The 26,438-nt window shown below is 71.6% G+C and carries 24 protein-coding genes; 11 read left to right on the top strand and 13 right to left on the bottom strand.

Annotated elements, in window-relative coordinates; genetic code table 11:
• Positions 1-55 precede the first annotated feature (55 nt).
• Positions 56-1,348: a solute carrier family 23 protein gene (locus tag MOJ79_RS11165; protein WP_241924220.1), complete on the top strand. Its 1,293-nt coding sequence runs from the start codon at positions 56-58 to the stop codon at positions 1,346-1,348.
• Positions 1,349-1,500: 152 nt separating this feature from the next.
• Complete coding sequence (locus MOJ79_RS11160; RefSeq protein ID WP_241924219.1) at positions 1,501-4,782, top strand: EAL domain-containing protein; 3,282 nt, start codon at positions 1,501-1,503, stop codon at positions 4,780-4,782.
• A gap of 16 nt (positions 4,783-4,798) precedes the next feature.
• On the opposite strand, the gene urtE is transcribed toward MOJ79_RS11160, so the two are convergent.
• The 7 genes from urtE to MOJ79_RS11125 all read right to left on the bottom strand — a co-directional run bounded on the left by urtE (position 4,799) and on the right by MOJ79_RS11125 (position 15,093).
• The gene (gene urtE / locus MOJ79_RS11155) at positions 4,799-5,491 is read right to left on the bottom strand and encodes an urea ABC transporter ATP-binding subunit UrtE (RefSeq protein WP_241924218.1); all 693 of its coding nucleotides are present in this window, start codon (positions 5,489-5,491) and stop codon (positions 4,799-4,801) included.
• Between the two features lie 4 nt (positions 5,492-5,495).
• A complete protein-coding gene (gene urtD, locus MOJ79_RS11150; protein WP_241924217.1) occupies positions 5,496-6,374 on the bottom strand; it encodes an urea ABC transporter ATP-binding protein UrtD in 879 nt (292 codons plus the stop codon).
• A complete protein-coding gene (urtC, locus tag MOJ79_RS11145) occupies positions 6,371-7,492 on the bottom strand; it encodes an urea ABC transporter permease subunit UrtC (protein ID WP_241924216.1) in 1,122 nt (373 codons plus the stop codon). Before urtC ends, urtD begins: the two co-directional genes overlap by 4 nt.
• A gap of 10 nt (positions 7,493-7,502) precedes the next feature.
• Positions 7,503-9,098: an urea ABC transporter permease subunit UrtB gene (urtB, locus tag MOJ79_RS11140; protein WP_241924215.1), complete on the bottom strand. Its 1,596-nt coding sequence runs from the start codon at positions 9,096-9,098 to the stop codon at positions 7,503-7,505.
• Between the two features lie 136 nt (positions 9,099-9,234).
• The gene (gene urtA, locus MOJ79_RS11135; RefSeq protein WP_241924214.1) at positions 9,235-10,512 is read right to left on the bottom strand and encodes an urea ABC transporter substrate-binding protein; all 1,278 of its coding nucleotides are present in this window, start codon (positions 10,510-10,512) and stop codon (positions 9,235-9,237) included.
• A gap of 140 nt (positions 10,513-10,652) precedes the next feature.
• On the bottom strand, positions 10,653-11,603 hold the full coding sequence (locus MOJ79_RS11130; RefSeq protein WP_241924213.1) for a response regulator transcription factor: 951 nt from the start codon (positions 11,601-11,603) through the stop codon (positions 10,653-10,655).
• On the bottom strand, positions 11,578-15,093 hold the full coding sequence (locus MOJ79_RS11125; RefSeq protein WP_241924212.1) for a hybrid sensor histidine kinase/response regulator: 3,516 nt from the start codon (positions 15,091-15,093) through the stop codon (positions 11,578-11,580). Before MOJ79_RS11125 ends, MOJ79_RS11130 begins: the two co-directional genes overlap by 26 nt.
• A gap of 88 nt (positions 15,094-15,181) precedes the next feature.
• Here MOJ79_RS11125 and ureA point away from each other — a divergent pair, with 88 nt between their 5' ends.
• The 4 genes from ureA to ureC all read left to right on the top strand — a co-directional run bounded on the left by ureA (position 15,182) and on the right by ureC (position 17,813).
• Entirely contained in the window at positions 15,182-15,484 is a 303-nt protein-coding gene (ureA, locus tag MOJ79_RS11120) for an urease subunit gamma (protein ID WP_241924211.1), read from the top strand.
• Between the two features lie 43 nt (positions 15,485-15,527).
• Entirely contained in the window at positions 15,528-15,701 is a 174-nt protein-coding gene (locus MOJ79_RS11115) for a hypothetical protein (protein ID WP_241924210.1), read from the top strand.
• A 2-nt stretch (positions 15,702-15,703) separates the two neighbouring features.
• Positions 15,704-16,009, top strand: a complete 306-nt coding sequence (locus MOJ79_RS11110) for an urease subunit beta (protein ID WP_119288596.1) — start codon at positions 15,704-15,706, stop codon at positions 16,007-16,009.
• Positions 16,010-16,085: 76 nt separating this feature from the next.
• Positions 16,086-17,813: an urease subunit alpha gene (ureC, locus tag MOJ79_RS11105; protein ID WP_241924209.1), complete on the top strand. Its 1,728-nt coding sequence runs from the start codon at positions 16,086-16,088 to the stop codon at positions 17,811-17,813.
• A gap of 16 nt (positions 17,814-17,829) precedes the next feature.
• Here the strand turns inward: ureC and MOJ79_RS11100 are convergent, their stop codons facing one another.
• On the bottom strand, positions 17,830-18,216 hold the full coding sequence (locus tag MOJ79_RS11100; RefSeq protein WP_241924208.1) for a type II toxin-antitoxin system death-on-curing family toxin: 387 nt from the start codon (positions 18,214-18,216) through the stop codon (positions 17,830-17,832).
• The gene (locus tag MOJ79_RS11095) at positions 18,213-18,437 is read right to left on the bottom strand and encodes an AbrB/MazE/SpoVT family DNA-binding domain-containing protein (RefSeq protein WP_119288603.1); all 225 of its coding nucleotides are present in this window, start codon (positions 18,435-18,437) and stop codon (positions 18,213-18,215) included. Before MOJ79_RS11095 ends, MOJ79_RS11100 begins: the two co-directional genes overlap by 4 nt.
• Positions 18,438-18,503: 66 nt before the next feature.
• On the opposite strand from MOJ79_RS11095, the gene ureE reads away from it, so the two are divergent.
• The 4 genes from ureE to lysM are packed head-to-tail and all read left to right on the top strand — an operon-like array spanning position 18,504 to position 20,992.
• Positions 18,504-19,085 (top strand): urease accessory protein UreE, encoded by a 582-nt coding sequence (ureE, locus tag MOJ79_RS11090; protein WP_241924207.1) that lies wholly within the window; start codon positions 18,504-18,506, stop codon positions 19,083-19,085.
• A complete protein-coding gene (locus tag MOJ79_RS11085; RefSeq protein WP_442863115.1) occupies positions 19,037-19,789 on the top strand; it encodes an urease accessory protein UreF in 753 nt (250 codons plus the stop codon). The genes ureE and MOJ79_RS11085 overlap by 49 nt, the downstream gene beginning before the upstream one ends.
• The gene (gene ureG, locus MOJ79_RS11080) at positions 19,786-20,445 is read left to right on the top strand and encodes an urease accessory protein UreG (protein ID WP_241924206.1); all 660 of its coding nucleotides are present in this window, start codon (positions 19,786-19,788) and stop codon (positions 20,443-20,445) included. Before MOJ79_RS11085 ends, ureG begins: the two co-directional genes overlap by 4 nt.
• Before the next feature lie 43 nt (positions 20,446-20,488).
• On the top strand, positions 20,489-20,992 hold the full coding sequence (lysM, locus tag MOJ79_RS11075; RefSeq protein WP_241924205.1) for a peptidoglycan-binding protein LysM: 504 nt from the start codon (positions 20,489-20,491) through the stop codon (positions 20,990-20,992).
• Between the two features lie 31 nt (positions 20,993-21,023).
• Here the strand turns inward: lysM and MOJ79_RS11070 are convergent, their stop codons facing one another.
• Genes MOJ79_RS11070 through MOJ79_RS11055 form a run of 4 tightly spaced genes read right to left on the bottom strand, consistent with a single transcriptional unit; the run spans position 21,024 to position 24,102 of the window.
• Complete coding sequence (locus MOJ79_RS11070; protein ID WP_241924204.1) at positions 21,024-22,049, bottom strand: S49 family peptidase; 1,026 nt, start codon at positions 22,047-22,049, stop codon at positions 21,024-21,026.
• A gap of 13 nt (positions 22,050-22,062) precedes the next feature.
• Positions 22,063-22,464 (bottom strand): Rieske (2Fe-2S) protein, encoded by a 402-nt coding sequence (locus tag MOJ79_RS11065; RefSeq protein WP_241924203.1) that lies wholly within the window; start codon positions 22,462-22,464, stop codon positions 22,063-22,065.
• Entirely contained in the window at positions 22,457-23,113 is a 657-nt protein-coding gene (locus MOJ79_RS11060) for an HAD family hydrolase (protein ID WP_241924202.1), read from the bottom strand. Before MOJ79_RS11060 ends, MOJ79_RS11065 begins: the two co-directional genes overlap by 8 nt.
• A complete protein-coding gene (locus MOJ79_RS11055) occupies positions 23,110-24,102 on the bottom strand; it encodes an RluA family pseudouridine synthase (protein WP_442863114.1) in 993 nt (330 codons plus the stop codon). Before MOJ79_RS11055 ends, MOJ79_RS11060 begins: the two co-directional genes overlap by 4 nt.
• Before the next feature lie 635 nt (positions 24,103-24,737).
• Between MOJ79_RS11055 and MOJ79_RS11050 the strand changes: the two genes are divergently transcribed.
• On the top strand, positions 24,738-26,438 hold a 1,701-nt coding region (locus tag MOJ79_RS11050; protein WP_241924201.1), incomplete at its 3' end, for an Rne/Rng family ribonuclease.

Raw genomic sequence — 26,438 nt, 5'->3', positions numbered from 1 at the left:
GCGGCTAGACTCGCGCGCCGCACAACACTCACACCGTTGCCGAGGAGGAATCCCGATGAGTTCGTTGCTGAGCTGGCGCGAGGTGCGCCCCGCGCCGGGCGCCGTCGTCGCGCCCGACGAGCGGCTGCCGTGGCCGCAGACCGCGGCGATGGGCGTGCAGCACGTGATCGCGATGTTCGGCGCCACCGTGCTCGCACCGATCCTGATGGGGTTCGACCCCAACGTCGCGATCCTGATGAGCGGCATCGGCACGCTGATCTTCTTCTTCGTCGTCGGCGGCCGGGTGCCGAGCTACCTGGGCTCGAGCTTCGCGTTCATCGGCGTCGTGATCGCAGCCACCGGCTACGCCGGCTCGGGGCCCAACGCCAACCTGGGCGTCGCGCTCGGCGGCATCGTCGCCTGCGGCGTGCTCTACACGCTGATCGGGCTGGCCGTGATGGCCACCGGCACCAAGTGGATCGAGACGCTGATGCCGCCGGTGGTCACCGGTGCCGTGGTGGCCGTGATCGGGCTGAACCTCGCGGGCATCCCGATCAAGAACATGGCGCCGACGCCGTTCGACGCGTGGATGCAGGGCGTCACCTTCGTCTGCGTCGCGCTGGTCGCGGTGTTCACGCGCGGCATGACGCAGCGGCTGCTGATCCTGGTGGGCCTGATCGTGGCCAGCGTCGTCTACGCGGTGCTGACCAACGGTCTCGGGCTGGGCAAGCCGATCGACTTCTCGGGCGTGGCCCGCGCGGCGTGGTTCGGCGCGCCGACCTTCGCCGCGCCGGTGTTCGACGCGAAGGCGATTCTGCTGATCGCGCCGGTGGCGATCATCCTGGTGGCCGAGAACCTGGGCCACATCAAGGCCGTCAGCGCGATGACGGGGCGCAACCTCGACCCGGTGATGGGCCGCGCCTTCGTCGGCGACGGGCTTGCGACGATCGCCTCGGGCGCCTCGGGCGGTACCGGCGTGACGACCTACGCCGAGAACATCGGCGTGATGGCGGCCACGCGGATCTACTCGACGGCGATCTTCGTCGTCGCCGCGCTGATCGCGATCGCGCTCGGCTTCAGCCCCAAGTTCGGTGCGCTGATCCAGGCCATCCCGCTCGCGGTGATGGGCGGCGTGTCGATCGTCGTCTTCGGCCTGATCGCGGTGGCCGGCGCCAAGATCTGGGTCGACAACCGCGTCGACTTCTCCGACAACCGCAACCTCGTCGTCGCCGCAATCACGCTGGTGCTGGGCACCGGCGACTACACGCTGAAGTTCGGCGACTTCGCGCTCGGCGGCATCGGCACCGCGACCTTCGGCGCGATCGCGCTGTGGGCGCTGCTGCGGCGCGGGGGCGGCGCGAAGACGTGACCGAGGCGGCGACCGGGGCGCGCCCCGCCCCGCGGGCGCCGGCGCCCGGCTGCCGCCCGCAGCCCGGCAACGCTGCACACCCTGCAGCGGCAAGTCGCCGCTGAGGCAGCGGCCGCCATCAAGCCCCCGCCACAGCGGCCGATACCGCGCGGATGGGGATCGGAGTCTTCGCCCGCACCGCCCGCTGGCTGCGCGTCGCGGTGCTGGCGCTCGCGGCGTGGGCGGGCCTGGCGGCGGCGCCCGACGCGCAGGCCGCGCGGCCGCGCGACGTGTTCGTGCTGCACTCCTACAGTCAGGAGTACCCGTGGACGCGGCGGCAGCACGAGGGCTTCCTCGCCGGGCTGGCCGCCGACGCGGCCCACGCCTACGAGGTGCGCGCCGAGTACCTCGACACCAAGCGCGTGCCGTACGACGCGGCCTACGCGCAGCGCGTGGCCGACCACCTGAGCGAGAAGTACCGCGGCTACGCGCCGGCCGCCGTCTACGTGACCGACGACAACGCGTTCGTGTTCGCGCTCGAGCACCTGCGGCGCGTGTTCCCGAACACGCCGGTCGTGTTCTCGGGCGTGAACGATGTCTCGGCGCGCGCGCGTCTGGACCCCGACCGCGTGACCGGCGTGTTCGAGCGCAAGGAGATCGGCCCGAACCTGGAGCTGATGCGGCTCGTCGCGCCGGACGCATCGGACGTCGTCGTCGTCGGCGACGCCTCCGAGACCTACCGCGCGATCGAGCGCGAGATCCGCGCACAGCTCGCCGCGTACCCCGGTGTGCGCGTGCGCTTCGTCGCCGAGCGCCGGCTCGACGCGCTGCTGGCCGGCGTGCAGGCCGGCCATGAGCGCTTCCTGTTCCTGACGACGCTGGGCGCACTCACCGGCGCCGACGGCACGCCGCTGACGCTGCGCGAGAGCATCGCGGCGATCACCGCGCTCGGACGTCACGCCGTCATCAGCATGGAAGACGTCTACCTGCTGCCGGGAGTGCTCGGCGGCTACGTGACGAGCGGCACCGCGCAGGGCCGCGCCGCGGCGCAGCTCCTCGTGCAGCACCTCGCGGGCCAGCCGCTGCGCGACCTGCCCCCCATCGAGGCGAGCCCGAACGAGTACCTGTTCGACGCGCACGAGCTGCAGCGCTGGGGCTTCGCGCTGCCGCCGGGGATCGCCGCGCGTGCGACGGTCCTGCGCCCGCTGCCGAGCCTGGTGCAGCGCTACCAGCACGAAATCGTCCTCGTGCTGTACGCGCTGGCCGGCACGCTCGTGCTGTCGCTGGCGGCGTCGCTCGTCGTCGTGCTGCGCAAGAACCGCCAGATCCGCGCCCACGCCGCAGCGCTGCAGGCCCAGGCGGCACGGATGGCCGAGGCACAGGACCGGCTCGTGCGCGCGCAGCGTATCGCCGGGCTGGGCCACTGGGATTGGCGCATCGCCGAGAACCGGCTGGAGTGGTCCCCCGAGATCTACCGCATCTTCGGTGTCGACCCCGAGTGCTTCGCCGCCAGCTACGGGGCCTTCCTCGAGCGCGTCCACGCCGACGACCGTGCGCGCGTCGACGCCGCGGTGCGCCGCGCGCTGGCCGCCGGCGAGCCCTACGACCTCACGCACCGCGTCGTGCTGCCCGGCGGCGGGCTGCGCGTCGTGCGCGAGAACGCCGAGGTCCTGTTCGACGGCGAGGGCCGGCCGCTGCGCATGATCGGCACCGTGATGGACGTGACCGAGCGCGAGCGCACGCTGCACGCGCTGCACCGCAGCGAGGAGACGCTGCGCCGCGTCATCGAGGGCCTGCCGGTCGTGCTGTGGATGCTCGACGCCGACGGCCGCTTCGTGCTGTCGGAGGGCAAGGGGCTCCAGGCGCTGGGGCGCCGGCCCGGCGAAGTCGTCGGCCAGTCGGTGTTCGAGCTCTACCGGGAGTTTCCGGACGTCGTCGCCGACACGCGCCGCGTGCTCGCCGGCGAGGCCTTCGCGTGCACGTGGCAGATCGGCCGCGTGGTGTTCGAGACGCACTACTCGCCGCTGCGCGACGCCGGCGGCGGCGTCAACGGCGCGATCGGCGTCGCGATCGACGTCACCGAGCGCAAGCGCAACGAAGACCGGCTGGCGTTCCTCGCCAACTTCGACCCCGTCACCGGGCTGCCGAACCGAACGCTGTTCCGCGACCGCCTCGCACACGCGCTGCACACGGCCAACCGCCAGCAGCAGCGCGTCGCGCTGCTGTTCGTCGACCTCGACAACTTCAAGCACGTCAACGACTCGCTCGGCCATGCCGCCGGTGACGAGCTGCTGCGGCAGGTCGGCGCGCGGCTGCGCGCCGCGGTTCGCATCAGCGACACCGTCTGCCGGCTCGGCGGCGACGAGTTCACCGTGATCGCCGAGGGACTCACGAGGGACGAGGACGCGGTGCACGTCGCGGCCAAGGTGCTCGAGCAGTCGTCGCGGCCGTACCGGCTCGGCGAGCGCGAGGTCTACGTCACCGCCAGCGTCGGCATCGCGCTGTACCCGCGCGACGGCGACAGCGCCGACGCGCTGCTGATGAACGCCGACGCGGCGATGTACCGCGCGAAGGAGAACGGCCGCTGCGGCTACGAGTTCTTCACGCAGGCGATCAGCGCGCGCGCGCAGCAGCGCCTCGAGCTCGGCAACGAGCTGCGCGGTGCGCTCGCGCGCGGCGAGTTCGCGGTGCACTACCAGCCCAAGGTCGCGATCGACGGCGGCGAGGTCATCGGCTTCGAGGCGCTGCTGCGCTGGCGCAACGCGCGGCTGGGTTCCGTCTCGCCGGCCGTCTTCATCCCGATCCTCGAGGAGACGGGGCTGATCGTCGAGGTCGGCGAGTGGGTGCTCGCCGAGGCCTGCCGCTGGGCGGCGCGGCTGCCCCGGCGCGGCGCGCGCCCGCCGGGCGTGTCGGTCAACCTGTCGGCGCGGCAGTTCCGCCACCCGCATCTCGACGACGTCGTGCAGCGCGCGCTCGCCGCCACCGGGCTCGACCCCGCGCGGCTCGAGCTCGAGATCACCGAGTCGATCCTGGTCGACCGGCAGGCCGACCTGCAGACGATGCAGCGGCTGAAGTCGCTCGGCGTGGGCCTGTCGATCGACGACTTCGGCACCGGCTATTCGTCGCTGTCGTACCTGAAGCGCTTCCCGGTCGACCGGCTGAAGGTCGACGCGTCGTTCGTGCGCGACGTCGCCGACGACCCCGACGACGCAGCGATCGTCGCGGCCATCGTCGGACTGGCGCACCACCTGCAGCTGCGCGTCATCGCCGAAGGCGTCGAGACCGCCGAGCAGCTCGCGTTCCTGCACCGGCACGGCTGCGACGAGGTGCAGGGCTACCTGTTCGCGCGGCCGATGCCGGGCGACGAGGCGCGCGCGTGGTTCATGGAGCGACCGTCCGACGAGGCGCCCGTCGAAGCCGGGGCGGTAACCGAGCCACTCGGGCACGAGGCCTGAGCCGCCCGGCGCGGGCTCAGATCGCCATCAGCCGCCGCACGCCGTCGGCCTCCATCGTCGCACCGCGCCCGCGCGCGACGACCTCGCCGCGCTCCATCACGAGGTACTGGTCGGCGAGCTCGGCGGCGAAGTCGTAGTACTGCTCGACGAGCACGATGGCCATCGTCTTGCGGTCGGCGAGCATGCGGATCACGCGGCCGATGTCCTTGATGATGCTCGGCTGGATGCCCTCGGTGGGCTCGTCGAGCAGCAGCAGCTTCGGGCCCGCGGCGAGCGCGCGCGCAATCGCGAGCTGCTGCTGCTGCCCGCCGGAGAGGTCGCCGCCGCGACGGTGGCGCATCTGCGCGAGCACCGGAAACAGCTCGAACAGCTCGGTGGGGATCGGTGTGCCGGCGCTGCGCGTGGCCAGCCCCATGCGCAGGTTCTCCTCGACCGTGAGCCGGCCGAAGATCTCGCGCCCCTGCGGCACGTAGCCGACGCCGGCGCGCACACGCTCGTACGGCGTCGCGCGCGTGACGTCGCGCCCGACGAGCGTGATCGCGCCGGTCTTCACCGGCACGACGCCCATCAGGCTCTTGAGCAGCGTCGTCTTGCCGACGCCGTTGCGCCCGAGCACGACGGTGACCTCGCCGAGCGCCGCGTCGAACGACACGTTGCGCAGGATGTGGCTGCCGCCGTAGTACTGGTTCAGGCCCTCGACCTTCAGCATCGCGCTAGCGGCCCAAATAGACTTCGACGACCTGCTCGTTGGCCTGCACGTCGGCGAGCCGCCCCTCGGCGAGCACGCGGCCCTCGTGCAGCACGGTGACCTTCTTGCGGCCTTCGGTCAGCTGCTCGACGAACTTCATGTCGTGCTCGACGACGACGAGCGAGTGCTCGCCCTCGAGCGACAGGAACAGCTCGGCCGTGCGTTCGGTCTCCTCGTCGGTCATGCCGGCCACCGGCTCGTCGAGCAGCAGCAGCTTCGGGTCCTGCACGAGCAGCATGCCGATCTCGAGCCACTGCTTCTGCCCATGGCTGAGCAGCCCGGCGGTGCGCTGCGCCTCGCCCTTCAGGTGGATGCGCTCGAGCACGGCGCCGAGGCGGTCGAGCTGCTCGCCCGTGAGGCGCGAGAACAGACTCGCGCGCACGCGGCGGTCGGCCTTCAGCGCGAGCTCGAGGTTCTCGAACACGCTGAGGTCCTCGTAGACGGTGGGCTTCTGGAACTTGCGCCCGATGCCGATCTGCGCGATCTCGTTCTCGCGCAGCCGCAGCAGGTCGATGTTGCTGCCGAAGCTCACGCGGCCGGCATCGGGTTTCGTCTTGCCGGTGATGACGTCCATCATCGTCGTCTTGCCGGCGCCGTTCGGCCCGATGATGCAGCGCAGCTCGCCGACGTCGATCGCCAGCGTCAGCGCGTCGAGCGCCTTGAAGCCGTCGAAGCTGACGGTGACGTCGTCGACGTACAGCGCCACACCGTGCGCGAAGTCGGGCTCGCCGGGCACGAGCTGCCGGCCAAAAGAGGCATCGCGCCCGCCCGACGGCGCGGCCTGCTGCTTCGCCCGCCAAGCGGCGAGTCGCTGCGCGCCCTGCTCCATCAGGTCGGGCGTCACGAGCGCGTCTCCCGTGTGCGGCGGAACAGGCCGACGATGCCCTGCGGCAGGAACAAGGTCACCGCGATGAACAGCGCGCCGAGGAAGTACAGCCAGTACTCGGGGAACGCCTGCGTGAACCAGCTCTTCGCGCCGTTGACGAAGAAGGCGCCGACGATCGGCCCGATCAGCGTCGCGCGCCCGCCGACCGCGGTCCAGATCGCGATCTCGATCGACGCCGCCGGGCTCATCTCGCTCGGGTTGATGATGCCCACCTGCGGCACGTAGAGCGCCCCGGCCACGCCGCACATCACGGCGCTGAGCGTCCAGATGCTGAGCTTGTAGGCGATCGGGTCGTAGCCGCTGAACATCACGCGGCTCTCGGCGTCGCGGATCGCCTGCAGCACGCGGCCGTAGCGGCTGTGGACGATCGCGCGCGCGAGCAGGTAGAAGCCGATCAGCGTCAGACCGGTGATCACGAACAGCGCCATGCGCGTCGTCGGCGTCGCGATCGGGATGCCCAGGATGCGCTTGAAGTCGGTAAAGCCGTTGTTGCCGCCGAAGCCGGTCTCGTTGCGGAAGAACAGCAGCATCGCGGCGTACGTCATCGCCTGCGTGATGATCGAGAAGTACACGCCCTTGATGCGCGAGCGGAACGCGAACCAGCCGAACACGAACGCGAGCAACCCCGGCACGAGCACGACCATCGCCACCTGGAACACGAAGCTGTCGCTGAAGGTCCAGTGCCACGGCAGCGCCTTCCAGTCGAGGAAGACCATGAAGTCGGGCAGGTCCGACTGGTACTGCCCCTCGCGGCCGATCTGGCGCATCAGGTACATGCCCATCGCGTAGCCGCCGAGCGCGAAGAACAGGCCGTGGCCGAGCGACAGGATGCCGGTGTAGCCCCAGATCAGGTCCATCGCCAGCGCGCAGATTGCGTAGCACATGATCTTGCCGACCAGCGACACCCAGTAGTCGCCGAGGTGCCAGACGCTGTCGGGCGGCACCGCGAGGTTGAGCACCGGCACGAGCACGGTGACGGTGACGAGCGCAGCCATCACGCCGCTCCAGCCCTTGGCGCCGAGCAGCAGGCCGGCGCGCGGGCGCGGGATCGCGGCGGGGGGCAGGACGGCGCTCATCGTCGGGCCCTCATGCCTCGGCACTGCGGCCCTTCATCGCGAAGAGGCCCTGCGGCCGCTTCTGGATGAAGACGACGATGAACAGCAGCACCATGATCTTCGCCAGCACGGCGCCGGCCCAGCCCTCGAGCACCTTGTTGAGCACACCCAGCCCGAGCGCGGCGACCACGGTGCCGGCGAGCTGACCGACGCCGCCGAGCACGACGACGAGGAACGAGTCGACGATGTACTGCTGGCCGAGGTCGGGGCCGACGTTGCCGATCTGGCTCAGCGCACAGCCGGCCAGGCCCGCGATGCCGGCGCCGAGCGCGAAGGCCAGCGTGTCGACGCGCGCGGTGTTGACGCCCACGCACGCGGCCATGCGGCGGTTCTGCGTCACGCCGCGCACGAACAGGCCCAGCCGCGTCTTCGCGATCAGCAGCGCGACGCCGGCGAGCACGAGCAGCGCGAAGACGACGATCGCGAGCCGGTTGTACGGCAGCGTCAGGTTCGGCAGCACCGCGAGGCCGCCGCTCATCCACGACGGGTTTTCGAGCGGCACGTTCTGTGCGCCGAACATCGAGCGCACCGACTGCATCAGGATCAGGCTGATGCCCCAGGTCGCGAGCAGCGTCTCGAGGGGGCGGCCGTAGAGCCAGCGGATCACGCCGCGCTCGAGCAGCGCGCCGACGCCGGCGGCGGCGAGGAACGCGACGGGGATCGCGGCGACGACGTACCCGTCGAACCACCCGGGCAGGTACTGGCGGAACAGGTTCTGCACGACGTAGGTCGCGTAGGCGCCGATCATCATCAGCTCGCCGTGCGCCATGTTGATGACGCCGAGCAGCCCGTAGGTGATCGCGAGCCCGAGCGCGACGAGCAGCAGGATCGAGCCGAGGCTGATGCCGGTGAACAGCACGCCCAGCCGCTCGCCCCACGCGAGGCGCGACTCGACCTGGCGCAGCGCGGCGCGCAACGCGTCGCGCACCGCGGCGTCGGGCTCGACGCCGGGCGCGAGGCGCTCGAGCAGCAGTGCGCGCGTGGCCGGGTGGCCGCTCGCGGCGAGCCGCTCGGCGGCGGCCAGGCGCTGCGCGCGGTCGGGCGCGGCGACGAGGATCGCCGCCTGCAGCCCTTCGAGCTGCGCCTTCAGTGCGGCGTCGGTCTCGGCGGCGGCGGCGCGCTCGAGCAGCGGCAGCCGCGACGCGTCGGCGTCGCGGCGCAGACGCTCGATGGCCTGCGCGCGCTCGTGCCGCTCGGGCGAGAACAGCTGCAGCGCGGCCTGTGCGGCCTGCAGCTCGCGCCGCAGCCGGTTGTTGATCGTCACGTCCTGCGCGTCGGCGGGCAGCGTCGCCGCGGCACCGGTGACGGCGTCGAAGGCCGCACCGTCGCGCAGCACGAACACGCGGTCGCCGGCCACGCGCACGTAGCCGTCGAGCATCGCCTGCACGAGCGTCGCCAGCGCCGGGTCGGACCGCACCGCGGCGGCCTGCAGCGCAGCGACGCGCTCGTCGGTGCTGTCGCCGGCGGCGATCACACGCGCCTGCTCGGCCGTCAGCGCGTGCGCGAGCGCCGCCGTCCACAGGCTCAGGACGAGCGACCAGCGCAGCAGGCGACAGAGGATCGGCATCGGGCGGGACGAACGCGGCGCGAAACGGGTCATCGGGGTCGGCGGACGCGGCCGCGGATTCACCCGCGGCCGCGACGCGGTACCGCGCCGGGCGTCGCGACCGCGATCGCACGCCGGCACGGCACCGCTCGCACGGTCACTTGGCCTGCGCCATGCGGGCCGGCTCGTCCTTCTTCTTCTCGTTGCCGGCGATGTACGGGCTCCACGGCTGCGCACGCACCGGGCCCGGCGTCTTCCAGACGACGTTGAACTGGCCGTCGGCGCGCACCTCGCCGATGAACACCGGCTTGTGCAGGTGGTGGTTCTTCTCGTCCATCTTCGCGACGAAGCCGCTCGGCGCGTTGAAGGTCTGGCCGGCCATCGCGACGCGCACCTTGTCGACGTCGGTGCTCTTGGCCTTTTCGACGGCCTGCGCCCACATGTGCACGCCGATGTAGGTCGCCTCCATCGGGTCGTTGGTCAGCGGGCGGTCCTTGTGGCCGGGAATGTTCTTGGCCTTCGCGTAGTCGCTCCAGCGCTTGATGAAGGCATCGTTCGTCGGGTTCTTCAGGCTCATGAAGTAGTTCCACGCCGCGAGATGCCCGACCAGCGGCTTGGTATCGACGCCGCGCAGTTCCTCCTCGCCGACCGAGAACGCGACCACCGGCACGTCGGTGGCCTTCAGGCCCTGGTTGCCGAGCTCCTTGTAGAACGGCACGTTCGAGTCGCCGTTGATCGTCGAGACGACCACCGTCTTCTTGCCCTCGCTCGCGAACTTCTTGATCTTCGCGATGATCGACTGGTAGTCGCTGTGGCCGAACGGCGTGTACTCCTCCATGATGTCGGCTTCGGCGACACCCTTGCTCTTGAGGAACGCGCGCAGGATCTTGTTCGTCGTGCGCGGGTACACGTAGTCGGTGCCGAGCAGCACGAAGCGCTTGGCCTCGCCGCCGTCCTTGCTCATCAGGTACTCGACGGCGGGAATCGCCTGCTGGTTCGGCGCCGCGCCGGTGTAGAACACGTTGCGCGAGATCTCCTCGCCCTCGTACTGCACCGGGTAGAACAGCAGCCCGTTGAGCTCCTCGAACACCGGCAGCACGCTCTTGCGGCTGACGCTGGTCCAGCAGCCGAACACGACCGCGACCTTGTCCTGCGTCAGCAGCTGGCGCGCCTTCTCGGCGAACAGCGGCCAGTTGCTCGCCGGGTCGACGACGACCGCCTCGAGCTTGCGGCCGAGCACGCCACCCTTGGCGTTGATCTCGTCGATCGCCATCAGCACCGTGTCCTTCAGCACCGTCTCGGAGATCGCCATCGTGCCCGACAGCGAGTGCAGCACGCCGACCTTGATCGGTGCGGGCTGCGCGAACGCGAGGGCGGGCACGCCGAGCGCGGTGGCGGCGGCCAGGGCGGTGACGGAACGGCGGGAGATCTTCATGGTGCGGGCACTCCTTGGACGGTCGTGAAGGGATGCCCGTGAGACTACGGACGAAGCCTGCGCGCACCTATACGCAAGGTGGCGTAGGGCCTGCACCGACGGCGCCGACGTTGCACGCCGCCGCGCTCGTCGCGCAGCCCTCAGCGCACCGGTGACCCGACGCGTGCCAGCGCGAGCGACGCCGCCGCGGTGCGCGTCTCGACGCCGAGCTTGCCGAACACGTGCTCGAGGTGCTTGTGCACCGTGCGCGGCGACAGCGACAGGATGTCGCCGATGTCGCGGTTGGTCTTGCCGTGGATCACCCAGTACAGCACCTCGACCTCGCGCGCGGTGAGCGCCGGGAACGCCCGCGCGAGCGCGTCGAGCAGCGCGGCTTCCGAGTCCTCGCGCAGCACGACGAGCCACTCGCCGTCGCCGCTGTCGTCGATCGCGTGCATCGCGAACGTGAGCCGGCGCGTGCTCTGCCCGACCCTGAAGCCCTGCGGCTCGGCGCCGGCACGGCGGCGCAGCGCCTCGCGCGCGACCCAGGCCATCACCGGCGGCGGCGTCAGCACCTCGGGCACGGTCGGGAAGTGCTGCCGCAGCAGCTCGCGCGCGAGCGCGGTCTGCCAAAGGCGCCGGCCGTCGCGCTCGCGCACGACGAAGGTCGCGTGGCCGAAAGCGTCGAGCGCGCGGCGCGCCTGGCCCTGCGCGCGCGCGGTGCGCAGGTGGCTCTCGATGCGCGCGATCAGCTCGCGCGTGCGCACCGGCTTGGTCACGTAGTCGACGACGCCGGCACCGAACGCGTCGACGACGTGCTCGGTGTCGGTGAGCCCGGTCATGAAGATGATCGGGATGCCGGCGGTCGCGGCGTCGGCCTTGAGCCGGCGCGCGACCTCGAAACCGTCGAGGCCCGGCATCACGGCGTCGAGCAGCACGATGTCGGGCCGTGCCTGCGCGACGGTGGCCAGTGCCGCCTCGCCCGAGGTCGCGACGAGCACGGTGTAGCCCGACTCGTCGAGCGCGTCGTGCAGCACGGCGAGGTTGTCCGGCACGTCGTCGACGATCAGGACGACGTCGGTCGCGTCAGCGGCGGTGCGGTTCGGGTCCATCGAGGGCCTGGTCGACGACGGCGCGCAGCGCGTCGAGCTCGAAACGCTGCGCCAGCGTACGCAGCCGGGCGACGAAGCGGGCCGCAGCGGCGTCGGCGGCCTCGATCTCGTCGAGCTTGCGCTGCACGCCGCGCAGGTAACCCACCGCGATCAGCTGCCGCAGCGCGCGCAGCTGGTCACGCTCGGGCAGCGGCTCGGGACCGGGTGCTGCGTCGGGCACGGCGGGCGCCGCCGGCGGCGGCGTGATCCACGCGAGATCGAGGCGCGCTCCGAGCCAGTCGAGCAGCCGCGCGCAGCGCACCGGCTTGACGAAGAAGTCGTCGGGCCCGATGCCGACGTCGTTGTCCAGGCCGCGGTCGAACGCGTTGGCCGACACGACCGCCACCGGCTGTGCGTGGCCGGCCGCGCGCAGCCGGCGGATCGCCTCCCAGCCGTCGATGCCGGGCATCGCGAGGTCCATCAGGATCGCATCGGGCCGCGGCTGCGCGCGGTCGGCCAGACGTGCCAGTGCCGCCTCGCCCGACGCGACGCCGTCGATCGCGAAGCCCAGCGGCTGCAGCAGGTCGTGCATCAGCGCGCGGTCGGCCTCCTCGTTGTCGACGACGAGGATGCGCCGGCGCGGTCCCTCGTAGCCCTGGCGCAGCCCCGGCGCCGGCGCCGCACCCGGCGCAGGCGCGACCTCGGGCAGGAACAGCCGCACGCTGAACGTGCTGCCCTCGCCGGGGCGACTCGTCGCGGTCAGCTCGCCGCCCATCAGTTCGACGAGCATCTTCGCGATCGTCAGCCCGAGCCCGCTGCCGCCGGCCGCGCTGCCGCCGGCGGCCGAGCCGCGCGCGAACGGCTCGAAGATGCGCGCGAGCTCGGCGTCGTCCATCCCGGGGCCGGAGTCGACGACGTCGAAGCAGGCCATGTCGCGCACGTGGCGCACGCGCAGCTCGACGCGCCCGCGCGCCGTGAACTTGACGGCGTTGCCGAGCAGGTTGATCAGGATCTGGCGCAGCCGCCGCTCGTCGGCGCGCACGACCTCGGGCAGCGGCGGCTCGAATGTGCGCACGAAGCCGATGCCCTTGGCCGCGGCCTGCAGCTCGAACAGGCGTGCGATCTCGTCGAGGCCGTCGCGAAAGCGCATCGGCTCGACCTGCAGCGCGAGCTTGCCGGCCTCGATGCGCGCGAGGTCGAGCGCGCCTTCGATCAGGCCGAGCAGGTGGTCGCCGCCGCGGCGGATCACCGCGACGGCCTGGCGGCGGTGCGCCGGCATCGCCTCGTCCTCCTCGAGCAGCTGCGCGTAGCCGAGGATGCTGTTGAGCGGGGTGCGCAGCTCGTGGCTGATCGCGGTGACGTAGCGCGTCTTGGCCTGGTTGGCGGCCTCGGCGGCGCGCTGTGCGCTCTCGGCCTGCGCCTTCGCGCGCTGCAGCGCCTCGTCGGTGCGGCGGTGCGACGCGATCTCGGCGCGCAGCGCCTGCGTCTGCCGGTTCGACTCCTCCTGCGCGACACGACGGCTCTGATGCGCGAGCACGAGCCACCAGCAGGCCACCGCGGCGACGACGAGCAGCAGCAGGTACACGTGCACGAAGCTCGCGCGCAGCAGCGCGAGCACCGGCGCCGCGTCGGCACTGGCGACCTGCGCGGCCAGCGAGCGTGCGCCGTGCTGGTACAGCACGCCGAGCAGCAGCGCGAGCCCCGGCGCGACGGCGGCCATCAGCAGCAACCAGTGGCCGAGCCCGGCGTCGAGCGTGGGCCACAGCCGCCGCGGCAGCAGCCGGTGCAGCAGCGCCGTCCACTGCGCGGCCAGGCTCGCGTGCGGCTTGCACAGGTCGCCGCAGCGCGCGTCGAGCGTGCAGCACAGCGAGCAGATCGCCCCGCCGTAGGCCGGGCAGTGCGCCATGTCCTCGCCCTCGTAGTCGCGCTCGCAGATCGTGCAGCGCTGCGTCGCCGCGGGCTTCAGCCGCGCGTAGGCGCCGTGCGCGGCGTCGCCATCCGGTGCCGCCGGCGTGCGCGCGAGGTAGTAGCGCCCGCCGGTGACCCAGGCAATCAGCGGCGACGCGACGAACGCGGTCACGAGTGCGATCGCCGCCGAGTAGGCCTGCGCGGCCTCGCCGTACAGCCCCAGGTGCGCCGTGACCGACAGCAGCGACGCGAGCGCCATCGCGCCGACGCCCACCGGGTTGACGTCGTACAGGTACGCGCGGCGGAACTCGATGCCCGGCGGCGACAGTCTCAGCGGCTTGTTGACGACGAGGTCGGCGACGACGGCCATGATCCACGCGATCGCGACGTTGGCGTACAGCCCGAGCACGTGGCCCAGCGCCTGGAACACGTCGAGCTCCATCAGCACGAGCGCGATCGCGGTGTTGAACACCATCCACACGACGCGCCCCGGGTGGCTGTGCGTGACGCGCGAGAAAAAGTTGCTCCACGCCAGCGACCCGGCGTAGGCGTTGGTGACGTTGATCTTGAGCTGCGAGACGACGACGAACAGCGCGGTGGCCGCCACCGCCAGCCCGTAGTGCGAGAACACGAACTCGTAGGCCACGAGGTACATCTGGTTCGGGTCGACGGCGCGCTCGGCCGGCACCCTGTGCGTGATCGCGAGGAAGGCCAGCAGCGCGCCGCCGAGCATCTTGAGCACGCCCGGCAGCACCCAGCCCGGGCCGCCCGCCAGCACGGCGGCCCACCAGCGCCAGCGGTTGGCGGCGGTGCGCTCGGGCATGAAGCGCAGGTAGTCGGCCTGCTCGCCCATCTGCGTGATCAGCGCGATGCCCACCGTCGTCGCGGCACCGAACGCGATCGGGTCGAAGCCGGCGCCGCCGCCCTCGCCGCCGTAGCGCACGAGCTCGGTCAGCACGTCGGGCTGCTGGACGAACACCGCCACGTAGGGCACGACGAGCAGCGCCAGCCACAGCGGCAGCGTCCACGCCTGCAGGCGGCTGAGCGCGGTCACGCCGTGCACGACGAGCGGGATCACGACGAGCGCACAGACGAGGTAGCCCCACGCCGGCGGGATGCCGAACGCGAGCTCGAGCGCGTAGGCCATCACCGCCGCCTCGAGCGCGAAGAAGATGAACGTGAAGCTGGCGTAGATCAGCGACGTGACCGTCGAGCCGATGTAGCCGAAGCCGGCGCCGCGCGTGAGCAGGTCCATGTCGACGCCGTGGCGCGCGGCACAGACGCTGATCGGCAGCCCCGCGAGAAAGATCACGAGGCCGGTGACGACGATCGCCAGCGCGGCGTTGACGAAGCCGTGCTGCACCAGCAGCGTCGCGCCGATCGCCTCGAGGATCAGGAACGACGCCGCGCCGCCGAACGCGGCGTGCGCGACGCGCCAGGTGCCGCCGCGGCGGAAGCTGCGCGGCGTGAAGCGCAGCGCGTAGTCCTCGATCGTTTCGCTGGCGACCCAGCTGTTGTAGTCGCGCCGCACCTTGACGACCTGCTGCGGCGCCTCGGCGGGGCCGGGCGCCGGCATCGGAGTGATCGGGATGGTGCGCGCCATGCCGGCGCTGCTACAAGAAACGCACCAGCCCCGCCGCGCCGGCGGCGGGCGCGCTTAACATGGCATCGAACCTGCAAACGACCGGGCCATGGAACTGACGCCGCGCGAGAAGGACAAGCTGCTGATCTTCACCGCCGCACTGCTCGCCGAGCGCCGCAAGGCGCGCGGGCTCAAGCTCAACTACCCCGAGGCGGTGGCGCTGATCACCGCGGCGATCATGGAAGGCGCGCGCGACGGCAAGAGCGTCGCAGCGCTGATGAGCGAGGGCAAGACGGTGCTGACGCGCGCCGACGTGATGGATGGCGTCGCCGAGATGATCCCGGAGATCCAGGTCGAGGCCACGTTCCCCGACGGCACCAAACTGGTGACGGTGCACCAACCGATTGCGTGACGGGTTCGCACCGTGAAGGTGCGTGCTGCGAGGAGAGAAACCGATGACGACGAAGACCCTGATCGGCGCCACCGCCGCGCTGGCCGGCTGGCCGGCGCTGGCCCACGAAGGCCACGGCCTGCCCGGCGTGTCGCACTGGCATGCGAGCGACGTGTTCGGCGTTGCCCTCGCGGTCGCCGTGCTCGCCGGCCTGTGGTGGTTCGGACGCAGGAAGTGACGATGATCCCCGGCGAACTGTTCACCGACGGCCCGGATCACGTGCTCAATCCCGGACGGCGCACCGTCACGCTGGTCGTCGAGAACGCCGGCGACCGGCCGATCCAGGTCGGCTCGCACTACCACTTCGCCGAGACGAACCCGGCGCTTCGCTTCGACCGCGCCGCGGCGCGCGGGATGCGGCTGAACATCGCCAGCGGCACCGCGGTGCGCTTCGAGCCCGGTCAGCAGCGCACCGTCGAACTCGTCGACTACGCCGGCGCGCGCGAGGTCTGGGGCTTCCGCGGCCTGGTGCAAGGAAAAGTCTGATGACCCCCACGCTCACTTCGTTCGCTGCCCCCCGAGGGGGCGCCAGGGCCCTTCGGGCGGCCGGGCGAGCCCTGTGATGGCCACGATCGGCAGGCGGGCCTACGCCGAGATGTTCGGCCCGACGGTCGGCGACCGCGTGCGGCTGGCCGACACCGAGCTGATCATCGAGGTCGAGGCCGACTACACGCTGCGCGCCGGCGGCTACGGCGAAGAGGTGAAGTTCGGCGGCGGCAAGGTGATCCGCGACGGCATGGGGCAGAGCCAGGTCGTCAACGGCCCCGGGCCGCACGAGGCGGTCGACTGCGTGATCACCAACGCCCTGATCGTCGACCACTGGGGCATCGTCAAGGCCGACATCGGCCTCAAGGGCTGTCGCATCGCGGCGATCGGCAAGGCTGGCAACCCCGACGTGCAGCCGGGGGTGGACATCGTGATCGGCCCCGGCACCGAAGTGATCGCCGGCGAGGGGATGATCGTCACCGCCGGCGGCATCGACACGCACATCCACTGGATCTGCCCGCAGCAGATCGAAGAAGCGCTGATGTCGGGCATCACGACGATGACCGGCGGCGGCACGGGACCTGCCACCGGCACCAACGCGACGACCTGCACGCCGGGGCCGGCCAACATCGCGCGCATGCTGCAGGCCGCCGACGCGTTCCCGATGAACCTCGGCTTCCTCGGCAAGGGCAACGCGAGCCGGCCCGACGCGCTCGTGCAGCAGATCGAGGCCGGCGCGATCGGCCTGAAGCTGCACGAGGACTGGGGCACGACGCCGAGCGCGATCGACTGCTGCCTGTCGGTGGCCGAGGCGACCGACACGCAGGTCGCGATCCACACCGACACGCTCAACGAATCGGGCTTCGTCGAGGACACGATCGCCGCGTTCAAGGGCCGCACGATCCACACCTTCCACACCGAAGGCGCCGGCGGCGGCCACGCGCCCGACATCCTGAAAGTCGTCGGCGAGGCCAACGTGCTGCCGAGTTCGACGAACCCGACGCGGCCGTACACCGTCAACACGCTCGACGAACACCTCGACATGCTGATGGTGTGCCACCACCTCGACGCGTCGATCGCCGAGGACCTCGCGTTCGCCGAGAGCCGTATCCGCCGCGAGACGATCGCCGCCGAGGACATCCTGCACGACCTCGGCGCGATCAGCATCATGAGCAGCGACAGCCAGGCGATGGGCCGCGTCGGCGAGGTGATCACGCGCACGTGGCAGACCGCGCACAAGATGAAGGTGCAGCGCGGACCCTTGCCCGAGGACTCGGCACGCAACGACAACTTCCGCGTCAAGCGCTACATCGCGAAGTACACGATCAACCCGGCGATCACGCACGGGATGAGCCACGAGATCGGCAGTGTCGAAGTCGGCAAATGGGCCGACCTCGTGCTGTGGAAGCCGGCATTCTTCGGCGTCAAGCCGTCGCTCGTGCTCAAGGGCGGCTTCATCGCCGCGGCGGCGATGGGCGACTCGAACGCGAGCATCCCGACGCCGCAGCCGGTGTACTACCGCCCGATGTTCGGCGCCTTCGGCGGTGCGATGCACCGCACGTCGATCACGTTCGTCTCGCAGACCGCGCTGGCCAGCGGCGCGGCCGAGGCCTACGGGCTGCACAAGCACCTGGCCGCCGTCAAGGGCTGCCGCACCGTGAAGAAGACCGACATGGTCCACAACGGGACCCTGCCGGCGATGCAGATCGACCCGCAGACCTACGAGGTGCGCGCCGACGGGCAGCTGCTGACCTGCGAGCCGGCCGCGGTGCTGCCGATGGCGCAGCGCTACTTCCTGTTCTGACGCGGTGCGCGAGCGTTCAGCGCGCCACCGCGTGGGGGCGGATCCACGCGGCGAAATCGTCTTCGGCGAGATCGCCGGCGGCGACCGCGAGCATCGTCAACACGCAGCCCGCGTCGTCGGCGGTCAGTTCGATGCCGTTGAGCGCGAGGAACAGTTCGACGGCGACGAACGCCGTGCGCTTGTTGCCGTCGACGAACGGGTGGTTGCGCGCGATCCCGTAGCCGTAGGCGGCCGCCAGTGCGGCGGCATCGGGCTCGCCGTAGGCCGCCAGGTGGTGCGGGCGGGCCAGCGCCGATTCGAGCAGCCCCGCGTCGCGCGTGCCCGGGGCGCCGCCGTGCTCGGCCAGCTGCTCCTCGTGGACCGCGCACACGACGGCCGGGTCGAGCCAGACCCAGTCGCTCACTTGGCGAGTTCGCGCAGCACGGCGCGGCGCTTCTTCATGATGCGGCGCGCCTCGCCCATCTGCGCCTCGAACTCGGGGCTGTACGGCGTCAGCAGCATGCCGTTGGCCGCCTCGGTGACGAACACCGTGTCGCCCTTCTCGAGCTTCAGCCGCGCGAGGATCTCCTTCGGCAGGATGACACCGACCGAGTTGCCGATCTGCGTGAGCTTGAGTGCCGTCATCGTCGACCCCGACAGTTATAACGTTCGTTATACTAACCGCGTTCCGTCACCGCTTCAAGCCCGCCGATGCTGACCGTCCACAAGCTGATCCCCCAGGGCCGCGGCCTCGCGCCGGTGCTGGTGCGGCGCGCCGCGCACGTCGCGCTCGACTGGGACACGCGGCAGAAGAGCCGCTTCGACGCGACCGACTCGGCCGGGCGCCACCTCGGCGTGTTCCTGCCGCGCGGGCAAGTCGTGCGCGGCGGCGACGTGCTGGTGGCCGAGGACGGCTCGCTGATCCGCGTCGACGCCGCACCGCAGCCGGTGCTCGTCGTGCGCACCTGCGCCGAGCACGGCGCGCCGGTCGACCTGCTGCGCGCCGCCTACCACCTCGGCAACCGCCACGTGCCGCTCGAGCTGAAGCCCGACCACCTGAAGCTCGAACCCGACCACGTGCTGGCCGAGATGCTGCGCGCGATGCACCTGGTCGTGCACGAAGAGCACGCGCCGTTCGAGCCGGAGGCCGGCGCCTACGCCGCCACGGGTCACGGCCATGCGCATGCCGCGTCGGCCGCGACGCACGGCCATGGTCATGCGCACGGTCATGTCCATGGACCGGGATGCGGCCACGATCACGGCCACGGGCAAGGTCACGGTCACGACCACTGACGGGCGTGAGCGAGGCGACCGCGCTTTCCGCCGCGGCGCTGCTGCAGCTGATCTGGCTCGCGTCGCCGGCGCTGCCGGTGGGTGGCTTCAGCTACTCCGAGGGGCTCGAAGCGGCGGTCGACGCCGGCGTCGCGCTCGACGAGGCGAGCACCCGCGACTGGCTGCTCGACCAGCTCGTGCTCGTGCAGGCGCGCAGCGACCTCGCCGCGACCGCGTCGGCATGCGTCGCGTGGCAGGCGGGCGACCTCGCCCGTGTGCAGGCGCTCAACGCGTGGGTCGCCGGCACGCGCGAGTCGGCCGAGCTGCGTCTGCAAAGCGAGCAGATGGGCCGCTCGCTCGCGCAGTGGCTGCGCCAGCGCCACCCCGGCGACGCGCGCGTCGCGGTGCTCGACGCACTCGCGCCGGCGCCGACCTGGCCCGTCGCGTTCGCGCTCGCCGCGGCGGCCACCGGCGCGCCGGTGCGCGATGCACTGCTCGCGATGGCGTTCGGCTGGGCCGAGAACGCCGTGCAGGCCGCCGTGCGCGCGGTGCCGCTCGGCCAGAGTGCCGGCCAGCGCATCCTCGCCGCGCTGGCCGACGCGATTCCCGCCGCCGTCGACGACGCGCTCGCCGTCACCGACCACACCCGCCAGTCGTTCGCGCCGGGGCTCGCGATCCTGTCGGCGCGCCACGAAACCCAGTACTCGCGCCTGTTCCGCTCATGAACCCCCTACACTCGATTCCCGGCCGCACGAAACCCCTGCCCCCGCTGCGCGTGGGCGTCGGCGGGCCCGTCGGCTCGGGCAAGACGACGCTCGTCGAGATGCTGTGCAAGGCGATGCGCGAGCGCTGGGACCTCGTCGTCGTCACCAACGACATCTACACCAAGGAAGACCAGCGTCTGCTGACGGTGGCCGGTGCGCTCGAGCCCGAGCGCATCATCGGCGTCGAGACCGGCGGCTGCCCGCACACCGCGATCCGCGAGGACGCGTCGATCAACCTCGAGGCCGTCGACCGCCTGCTCGCGAAGTTCCCCGATGCCGACATCGTGTTCATCGAATCGGGCGGCGACAACCTCGCGGCCACGTTCAGCCCCGAGCTGAGCGACCTGACGATCTACGTCATCGACGTCGCCGGCGGCGAGAAGATCCCGCGCAAGGGCGGCCCCGGCATCACGAAGAGCGACCTGTTCGTCATCAACAAGACCGACCTCGCGCCGCACGTCGGCGCCGACCTCGCCGTGATGGAGGCCGACACCCGACGCATGCGCCCGAACAAGCCCTACGTGATGACCAACCTGCGCACGCAGCAGGGGCTGCAGCAGGTGATCGAGTTCATCGAGCGCAAGGGGCTGCTGACGGCATCGGCCGCGACACCCTGATCGCCTATAGTCGGCCGGCACCGTCACACGTCAGGAGGTCGCGATGGGTCTGATCAGTTTCATCAAGGAAGCCGGCGAGAAGCTCTTCGGCAAGGGCGAGGCCAAGGCCGCACAGGAGGCCGCGGCGCAGGCCCCGAACCCGGAGAACATCGCGCGCTTGAACAAGGCCGCGGCCGACGCGATCGTCGCCTACATCGACACGATGGGGCTGAAGGTCGACGGACTCGCCGTCGAGTTCGACGGCGCCACGCGCACCGTGACGGTGTCGGGCCAGGTCGCCGACCAGGCGACGAAGGAGAAGGTCGTGCTGTGCTGCGGCAACGTCGAAGGCGTCGCCGCCGTCAACGACATGCTCGTCGTCGCGACGCCGCAGCCCGAGTCGAAGATTTACGTCGTCGTCAAGGGCGACACGCTGTCGAAGATCTCGAAGGAGTTCTACGGCACGCCGAACAAGTACATGCTGATCTTCGAGGCCAACCGGCCGATGCTCACGCACCCCGACAAGATCTACCCGGGGCAGGCGCTGCGCATTCCGCCGGTGGCCTGAGCCGCCGGCGCCCGGCGGGCCGCGCGCGCGATCAGCGCAGCGCCGGCGTCAGGTGCCGCAGCGCGATCGCGAGGCTCTCGCCGACGCCGGCGCCGAAGCGCCGCGCGAGCCGCTCGGCGAGATTGCCGCGCTGCGTGTAATCGATGATTTCCTCGGCCTTGACGATCTCGCGCGCGACGTAGTCGAGGCTGCCGGTGCGGTCGGCCAGGCCGAGCTCGATGGCCTGCTCGCCGTTCCAGAACAGTCCCGAGAACAGCTCGGGCGTGTCCTTGAGCCGGTCGCCGCGGCCCTGGCGCACGACGGCGATGAACTGCTGGTGGATCTGGTCGATCAGCGCCTGCGCATGCGCGACGTGGCGCTCGTTCTGCGGCGAGAACGGGTCGAGCATGCCCTTGTTCTCGCCGGCCGTCAGCAGCCGGCGCTCGATGCCGAGCTTGTCCATCGCGCCGGTGAAGCCGAAGCCGTCCATCAGCACGCCGATGCTGCCCACCAGGCTCGCCTTGTCGACGAAGATCTCGTCGGCCGCCGCGGCGATGTAGTAGGCGCCCGACGCGCAGACCTCCTCGACGACCGCGTACACCGGCTTGCCGTGCAGCGCCTTCAGGCGCCGGATCTCGTCGTGCACGATGCCGGCCTGCACCGGGCTGCCGCCGGGGCTGTTGATGCGCAGCACGACGGCCTGCGCGCCCTTGTCCTCGAACGCGGCGCGCAGGCCCGAGACGATGGTGTCGGCGTTCGCCTCGGCGTCGGCTGCGATCGCGCCGCTGACCTCGACCAACGCGGTGTGCGGCCCGGCCGGCGCCGCCGGGCCGCGGCTCTCGACGAAGACGGCGAAAGCAACCGCGAGGAACAGGCCGAACCACGCGAGGCGGAAGAACACGCGCCAGCGCCGCTCGCTGCGCCGGTCGCGCAGCAGGTCCTGCACGAGGCGCTCGACGGTGTGCTCGAGGCTCGCGGCGGCCACTGGCGGCGGCGCCGGGCGCGTGGCTGCGGATTCGAACGCGCCGCCGGCGCCAGCGGGCGACGGCGACGCGGGGGTGTCGTCGGTGGAGGTCATCGGGGGAGCGGGTTCAGGTGGGCGCGCAGTCGCTGCGCGCAGCGGGGCGGATCGCCGGCGAAGGATACCAATACACCCCGTCGGCGCGCTCCTCGACGGCGATCGCGGTCAGACGCCCGCGGCCGCAAGGTCCGCCGACGCAGCGGCCGCTGCCCGCCTCGTAGGTCGCGCCGTGCACCGCGCAGACGATGTGGCGCCGCTGCGCGTCGAGGAATTCGCCGGGCACCCAGTCGAGCTCGCTGGGCACGTGCACGCAGCGGTTGACGTAGGCGACGACGCGCCCGTCGACGCGCAGCGCGAACGCGCGCACCGCCTCGCCGCGCCAGACGACGTCGAACAGGTGCGCGCGGCCGCGCTCGGCCAGCGCGTCGCCGGCACAGAGGAACAGCGCCTCACCGGCGTCGGGCTCAGCCATGCGCGAGCAGCCAGTCGTGCAGTTCGCGCGGGCTGCGCACGACCGCCAGCGGCGCGAAGCCGGCGAACGACGCGTGACCGTGCGCGCCGTAGGCCACTGCGACACTCGCGGTGCCGGCGTTGGCGGCGAGCTGCAGGTCGTGCGTCGTGTCGCCGACCATCAGCGTGCGCTCGGGCGGCACGTCGAGCTCGTCCATCAGTTCGAGCAGCATGCGCGGGTGCGGCTTGCTCGCCGTCTCGTCGGCGGTGCGCGTGGCGTCGAACACGCCGCGCAGCTGCGCGTGCGCGAGCGCCTCGTTCAGGCCCTGGCGGCCCTTGCCGGTGGCCACCGCGAGCAGCTGGTTGCGCGCCTTCAGCGCCGCCAGCATTTCGAGCACGCCGTCGAACAGCGACAGCGCGTGCTGGCGCGCGAAGTAGTGGTGGCGGTAGCGCCGCCCGAGCTCGGGATAGCGCTCGGGCGGCAGCGCCGGCGCCGCGTGGCGCAGCGCGTCGTGCAGCCCGAGCCCGATCACGTAGGCCGCGTCGGCGTCGCTCGGCACCGCGATGCCGAGGTCGCGGCACGCGTCCTGGATGCAGCGCACGATCAGCGCCGTCGAGTCGAACAGCGTGCCGTCCCAGTCGAAGACGACGAGGTCGAAGCGGCGGGTCATCGCGTCGAGGTGGGGCCGCGCAGCGTGTCGATCAAGGCCGCGCATTCTGCCGGCAGCGGCGACTCGAGGTCGACCGCCTCGCCGGTGGCCGGGTGCTCGAAGCGCAGCCGCCGCGCGTGCAGGAACATGCGCGCGAAGCGCACGCCGGGCAGCACCTCGCCGCGCGCCCACGCACGGTTCCACGCGAAGTCGCCGTACTTCGGGTCGCCGAGGATCGGGTGACCGCCGTGCGCGAGGTGCACGCGGATCTGGTGCGTGCGCCCGGTCTTGATCGTCACGTCGAGCAGGCTGCACGCCGCCGGCGCGTCGGCGCGGGCACCGAAGCGCTCAAGCGGGCGCACCAGCGTGATCGCGCGGCGCGCCTGCTCGTGGGCGGCGTCGACGACGCGCACGTGGCGCTCGCCGGCGGCGTCGAGCGTGCGCAGCAGCGGCAGGTCGATCACGCGCTGGCGCGCCGGCCAGTGGCCGCGCACCAGCGCGGCGTAGACCTTGTCGGTGTCGCGCGCGCGGAACTGGTCCTGCAGCCGCACGAGCGCGCTGCGCTTCTTGGCCAGCAGCAAGATGCCCGAGGTCTCCTTGTCGAGCCGGTGCACGAGCTCGAGGAAGCGCTCGCCCGGGCGCGCGCGGCGCAGCTGCTCGATGACGCCGAAGCTCACGCCGCTGCCGCCGTGCACCGCGACGCCGGCGGGCTTGTCGATCGCGAGCAGGTGCTCGTCCTCGTACAGCAGCGCGAACTCGCGCGCCGGCACCGCGGGCGCCGGCGCAGCCGCCGCCACGCGCACCGGCGGCACGCGCACGACGTCGCCGGCGGCCAGCCGCGTGTCGGCCGCGGCGCGGCCCTTGTTGACGCGCACCTCGCCGCCGCGGATCAGCCGGTAGACGTGCGTCTTCGGCACGCCCTTGAGCAGGCGCAGCAGGAAGTTGTCGAGCCGCTGGCCGGCGCTCGCCTCGTCGACGCCGACGTGCCGCACCTCGGCCGCGACGGTCACGGCGCCCGCGCGCGTCTGGCCGGCGCCGACGCCGCTTTTCCGCCGCTCGGCCACCCCGGGGCCAGGCCCTATAATTCGCGCGCGCACCCGATGCAAGTAAGTGCTTGATTCGACTCAGTGTACCCGGGCACTTGCCGGGCGTTGGGAAGGCGCAACCCCGGTGATGCAACACCGCCGGGCGGCGACGGGTGCGGTCCCGACGTGACCGCGCAGCCGCCGGCCGGGGGTGGAAGAGACGCCACCAGAAGAAGAATCCCGCCGCGACGCGATGGCCTCGCGGCATCGACCAGGTTGATCGACGCAACGGTGGTTACGCCGTTCGCGCCCGCGCCGCAGTGAACGCGCATCCGTCCTCCCCCTGCCTTGCCGATCCGCAGCCGCCGGTGTCACGAGCACCCGCGCGCGGGGCGCGTCGCACCGACGCGCCGTCAGGCGGGCCCGAGGGTCGGGCGCACGCCCACACCCAAGCGCACGTGGCTCTGCCAGCGCGCTGACCGCCTCGCGGTTGGCGGCCGGCCCCGGCCAGTTCCTCCCCGGTTCTTCTTCGGCGGCTCGTGCATCGATGCGCCGTCGGCCACCTGCCGCCGGCGCGCTGCAGTGCGGCCGCGCGACGCGCGGCCATCGATGGAGTGCACATGAAACGCATGCTGATCAACGCCACGCAGCCCGAGGAGCGGCGGCTGGCGATCGTCGACGGACAGAAGCTGCTCGACTTCGAGACCGAGATCGAGGGGCGCGAGCAGCGCAAGGGCAACATCTACAAGGCCGTCGTCACGCGCGTCGAGCCGAGTCTGGAGGCCTGCTTTGTCGACTATGGCGAGGACCGCCACGGCTTCCTGCCGTTCAAGGAGATCTCGAAGAACTACTTCCGCGAAGGCGTCGACGCCAAGACCGCCAAGATCGGCGACGCGATCAAGGAAGGGCAGGAACTGCTGGTGCAGGTCGAGAAGGAGGAGCGCGGCAACAAGGGGGCGGCGCTGACGACCTTCATCAGCCTGGCCGGCCGCTACCTCGTGCTGATGCCCAACAACCCGCGCGGCGGCGGCGTGAGCCGGCGCATCGAGGGCGAGGACCGCGAGGAACTCAAGGAGGCGATGGACCAGCTCGAGTACCCGAAGGGCATGAGCCTGATCGCGCGCACCGCCGGCATCGGGCGCAGCGCCGCCGAGCTGCAGTGGGACCTGAACTACCTGCTCAAGCTGTGGGACGCGATCGACGGCGCCGCCAAGGCCGGCAAGGGCGCGTTCCTGATCTACCAGGAGTCGTCGCTGGTGATCCGCGCGATCCGCGACTACTTCACCGCCGACATCGGCGAGATCCTGATCGACACCGACGACATCTACGAGCAGGCGCACCAGTTCATGAACCACGTGATGCCCGAGATGGCGTCACGGGTCAAGCGCTACCGCGACAACGCGCCGCTGTTCAGCCGCTTCCAGATCGAGCACCAGATCGAGACCGCGTTCAGCCGCACCGTGAACCTGCCTTCGGGCGGCGCGATCGTGATCGACCACACCGAGGCCCTCGTCGCGGTCGACGTCAACTCGGCGCGCGCCACGCGGGGCACCGACATCGAGGAGACGGCCACGCGCACCAACCTCGAGGCGGCCGACGAGATCGCGCGCCAGATGCGGCTGCGCGACCTGGGCGGCCTGATCGTCGTCGACTTCATCGACATGGAGGAGAGCAAGAACCGCCGCGAGGTCGAGCAGCGCCTGCGCGACGCGCTGCGCCAGGACCGCGCGCGCGTGCAGTTCAGCTCGATCTCCAAGTTCGGCCTGCTCGAACTCAGCCGCCAGCGGCTGCGCCCGGCGCTCAGCGAGGGCAGCCACATCACCTGCCCGCGCTGCAACGGCACCGGCCACATCCGCGACACCGAGAGTTCCGCGCTGCAGATCCTGCGCATGGTGCAGGAAGAGGCGATGAAGGAGAACACCGCCGCCGTGCACGTGCAGGTCCCGGTCGAGGTGACGAGCTTCCTGCTCAACGAGAAGCGCAACGAGATCACGAAGATCGAGCTGAAGCAGCGCGTCACGGTGCTGCTGATCCCGAACCCGCACCTCGAGACGCCGAACTACAAGCTCGAGCGGCTGCGCCACGACGACCCGCGGCTGGAGACCTACCGCGCCAGCTACACGATGATCGAGGAGCCCGACGACGAGGTCGGCATCACGCGGCGCGAGAAGGCGCGCACCAAGCAGGAGCCGGTGATCAAGGGCGTGCTGCCCGACGTGCCGGCCCCGGTCGAAGCGAAGCCCGCGCCGGCGCCCGCCGCGGCGCCCGCACCGGCCCCTGCGGCGGCCGCCCCCGCGCCGGCCGCACCGGCGGCCCAGGCG

The sequence above is a fragment of the Calidifontimicrobium sp. SYSU G02091 genome (genome assembly GCF_022631395.1).
Taxonomy (GTDB): domain Bacteria; phylum Pseudomonadota; class Gammaproteobacteria; order Burkholderiales; family Burkholderiaceae_C; genus Calidifontimicrobium; species Calidifontimicrobium sediminis.
Note: the sequence above shows the minus strand (reverse complement) of the source record. Positions and strands in the feature narration are given on the sequence as shown.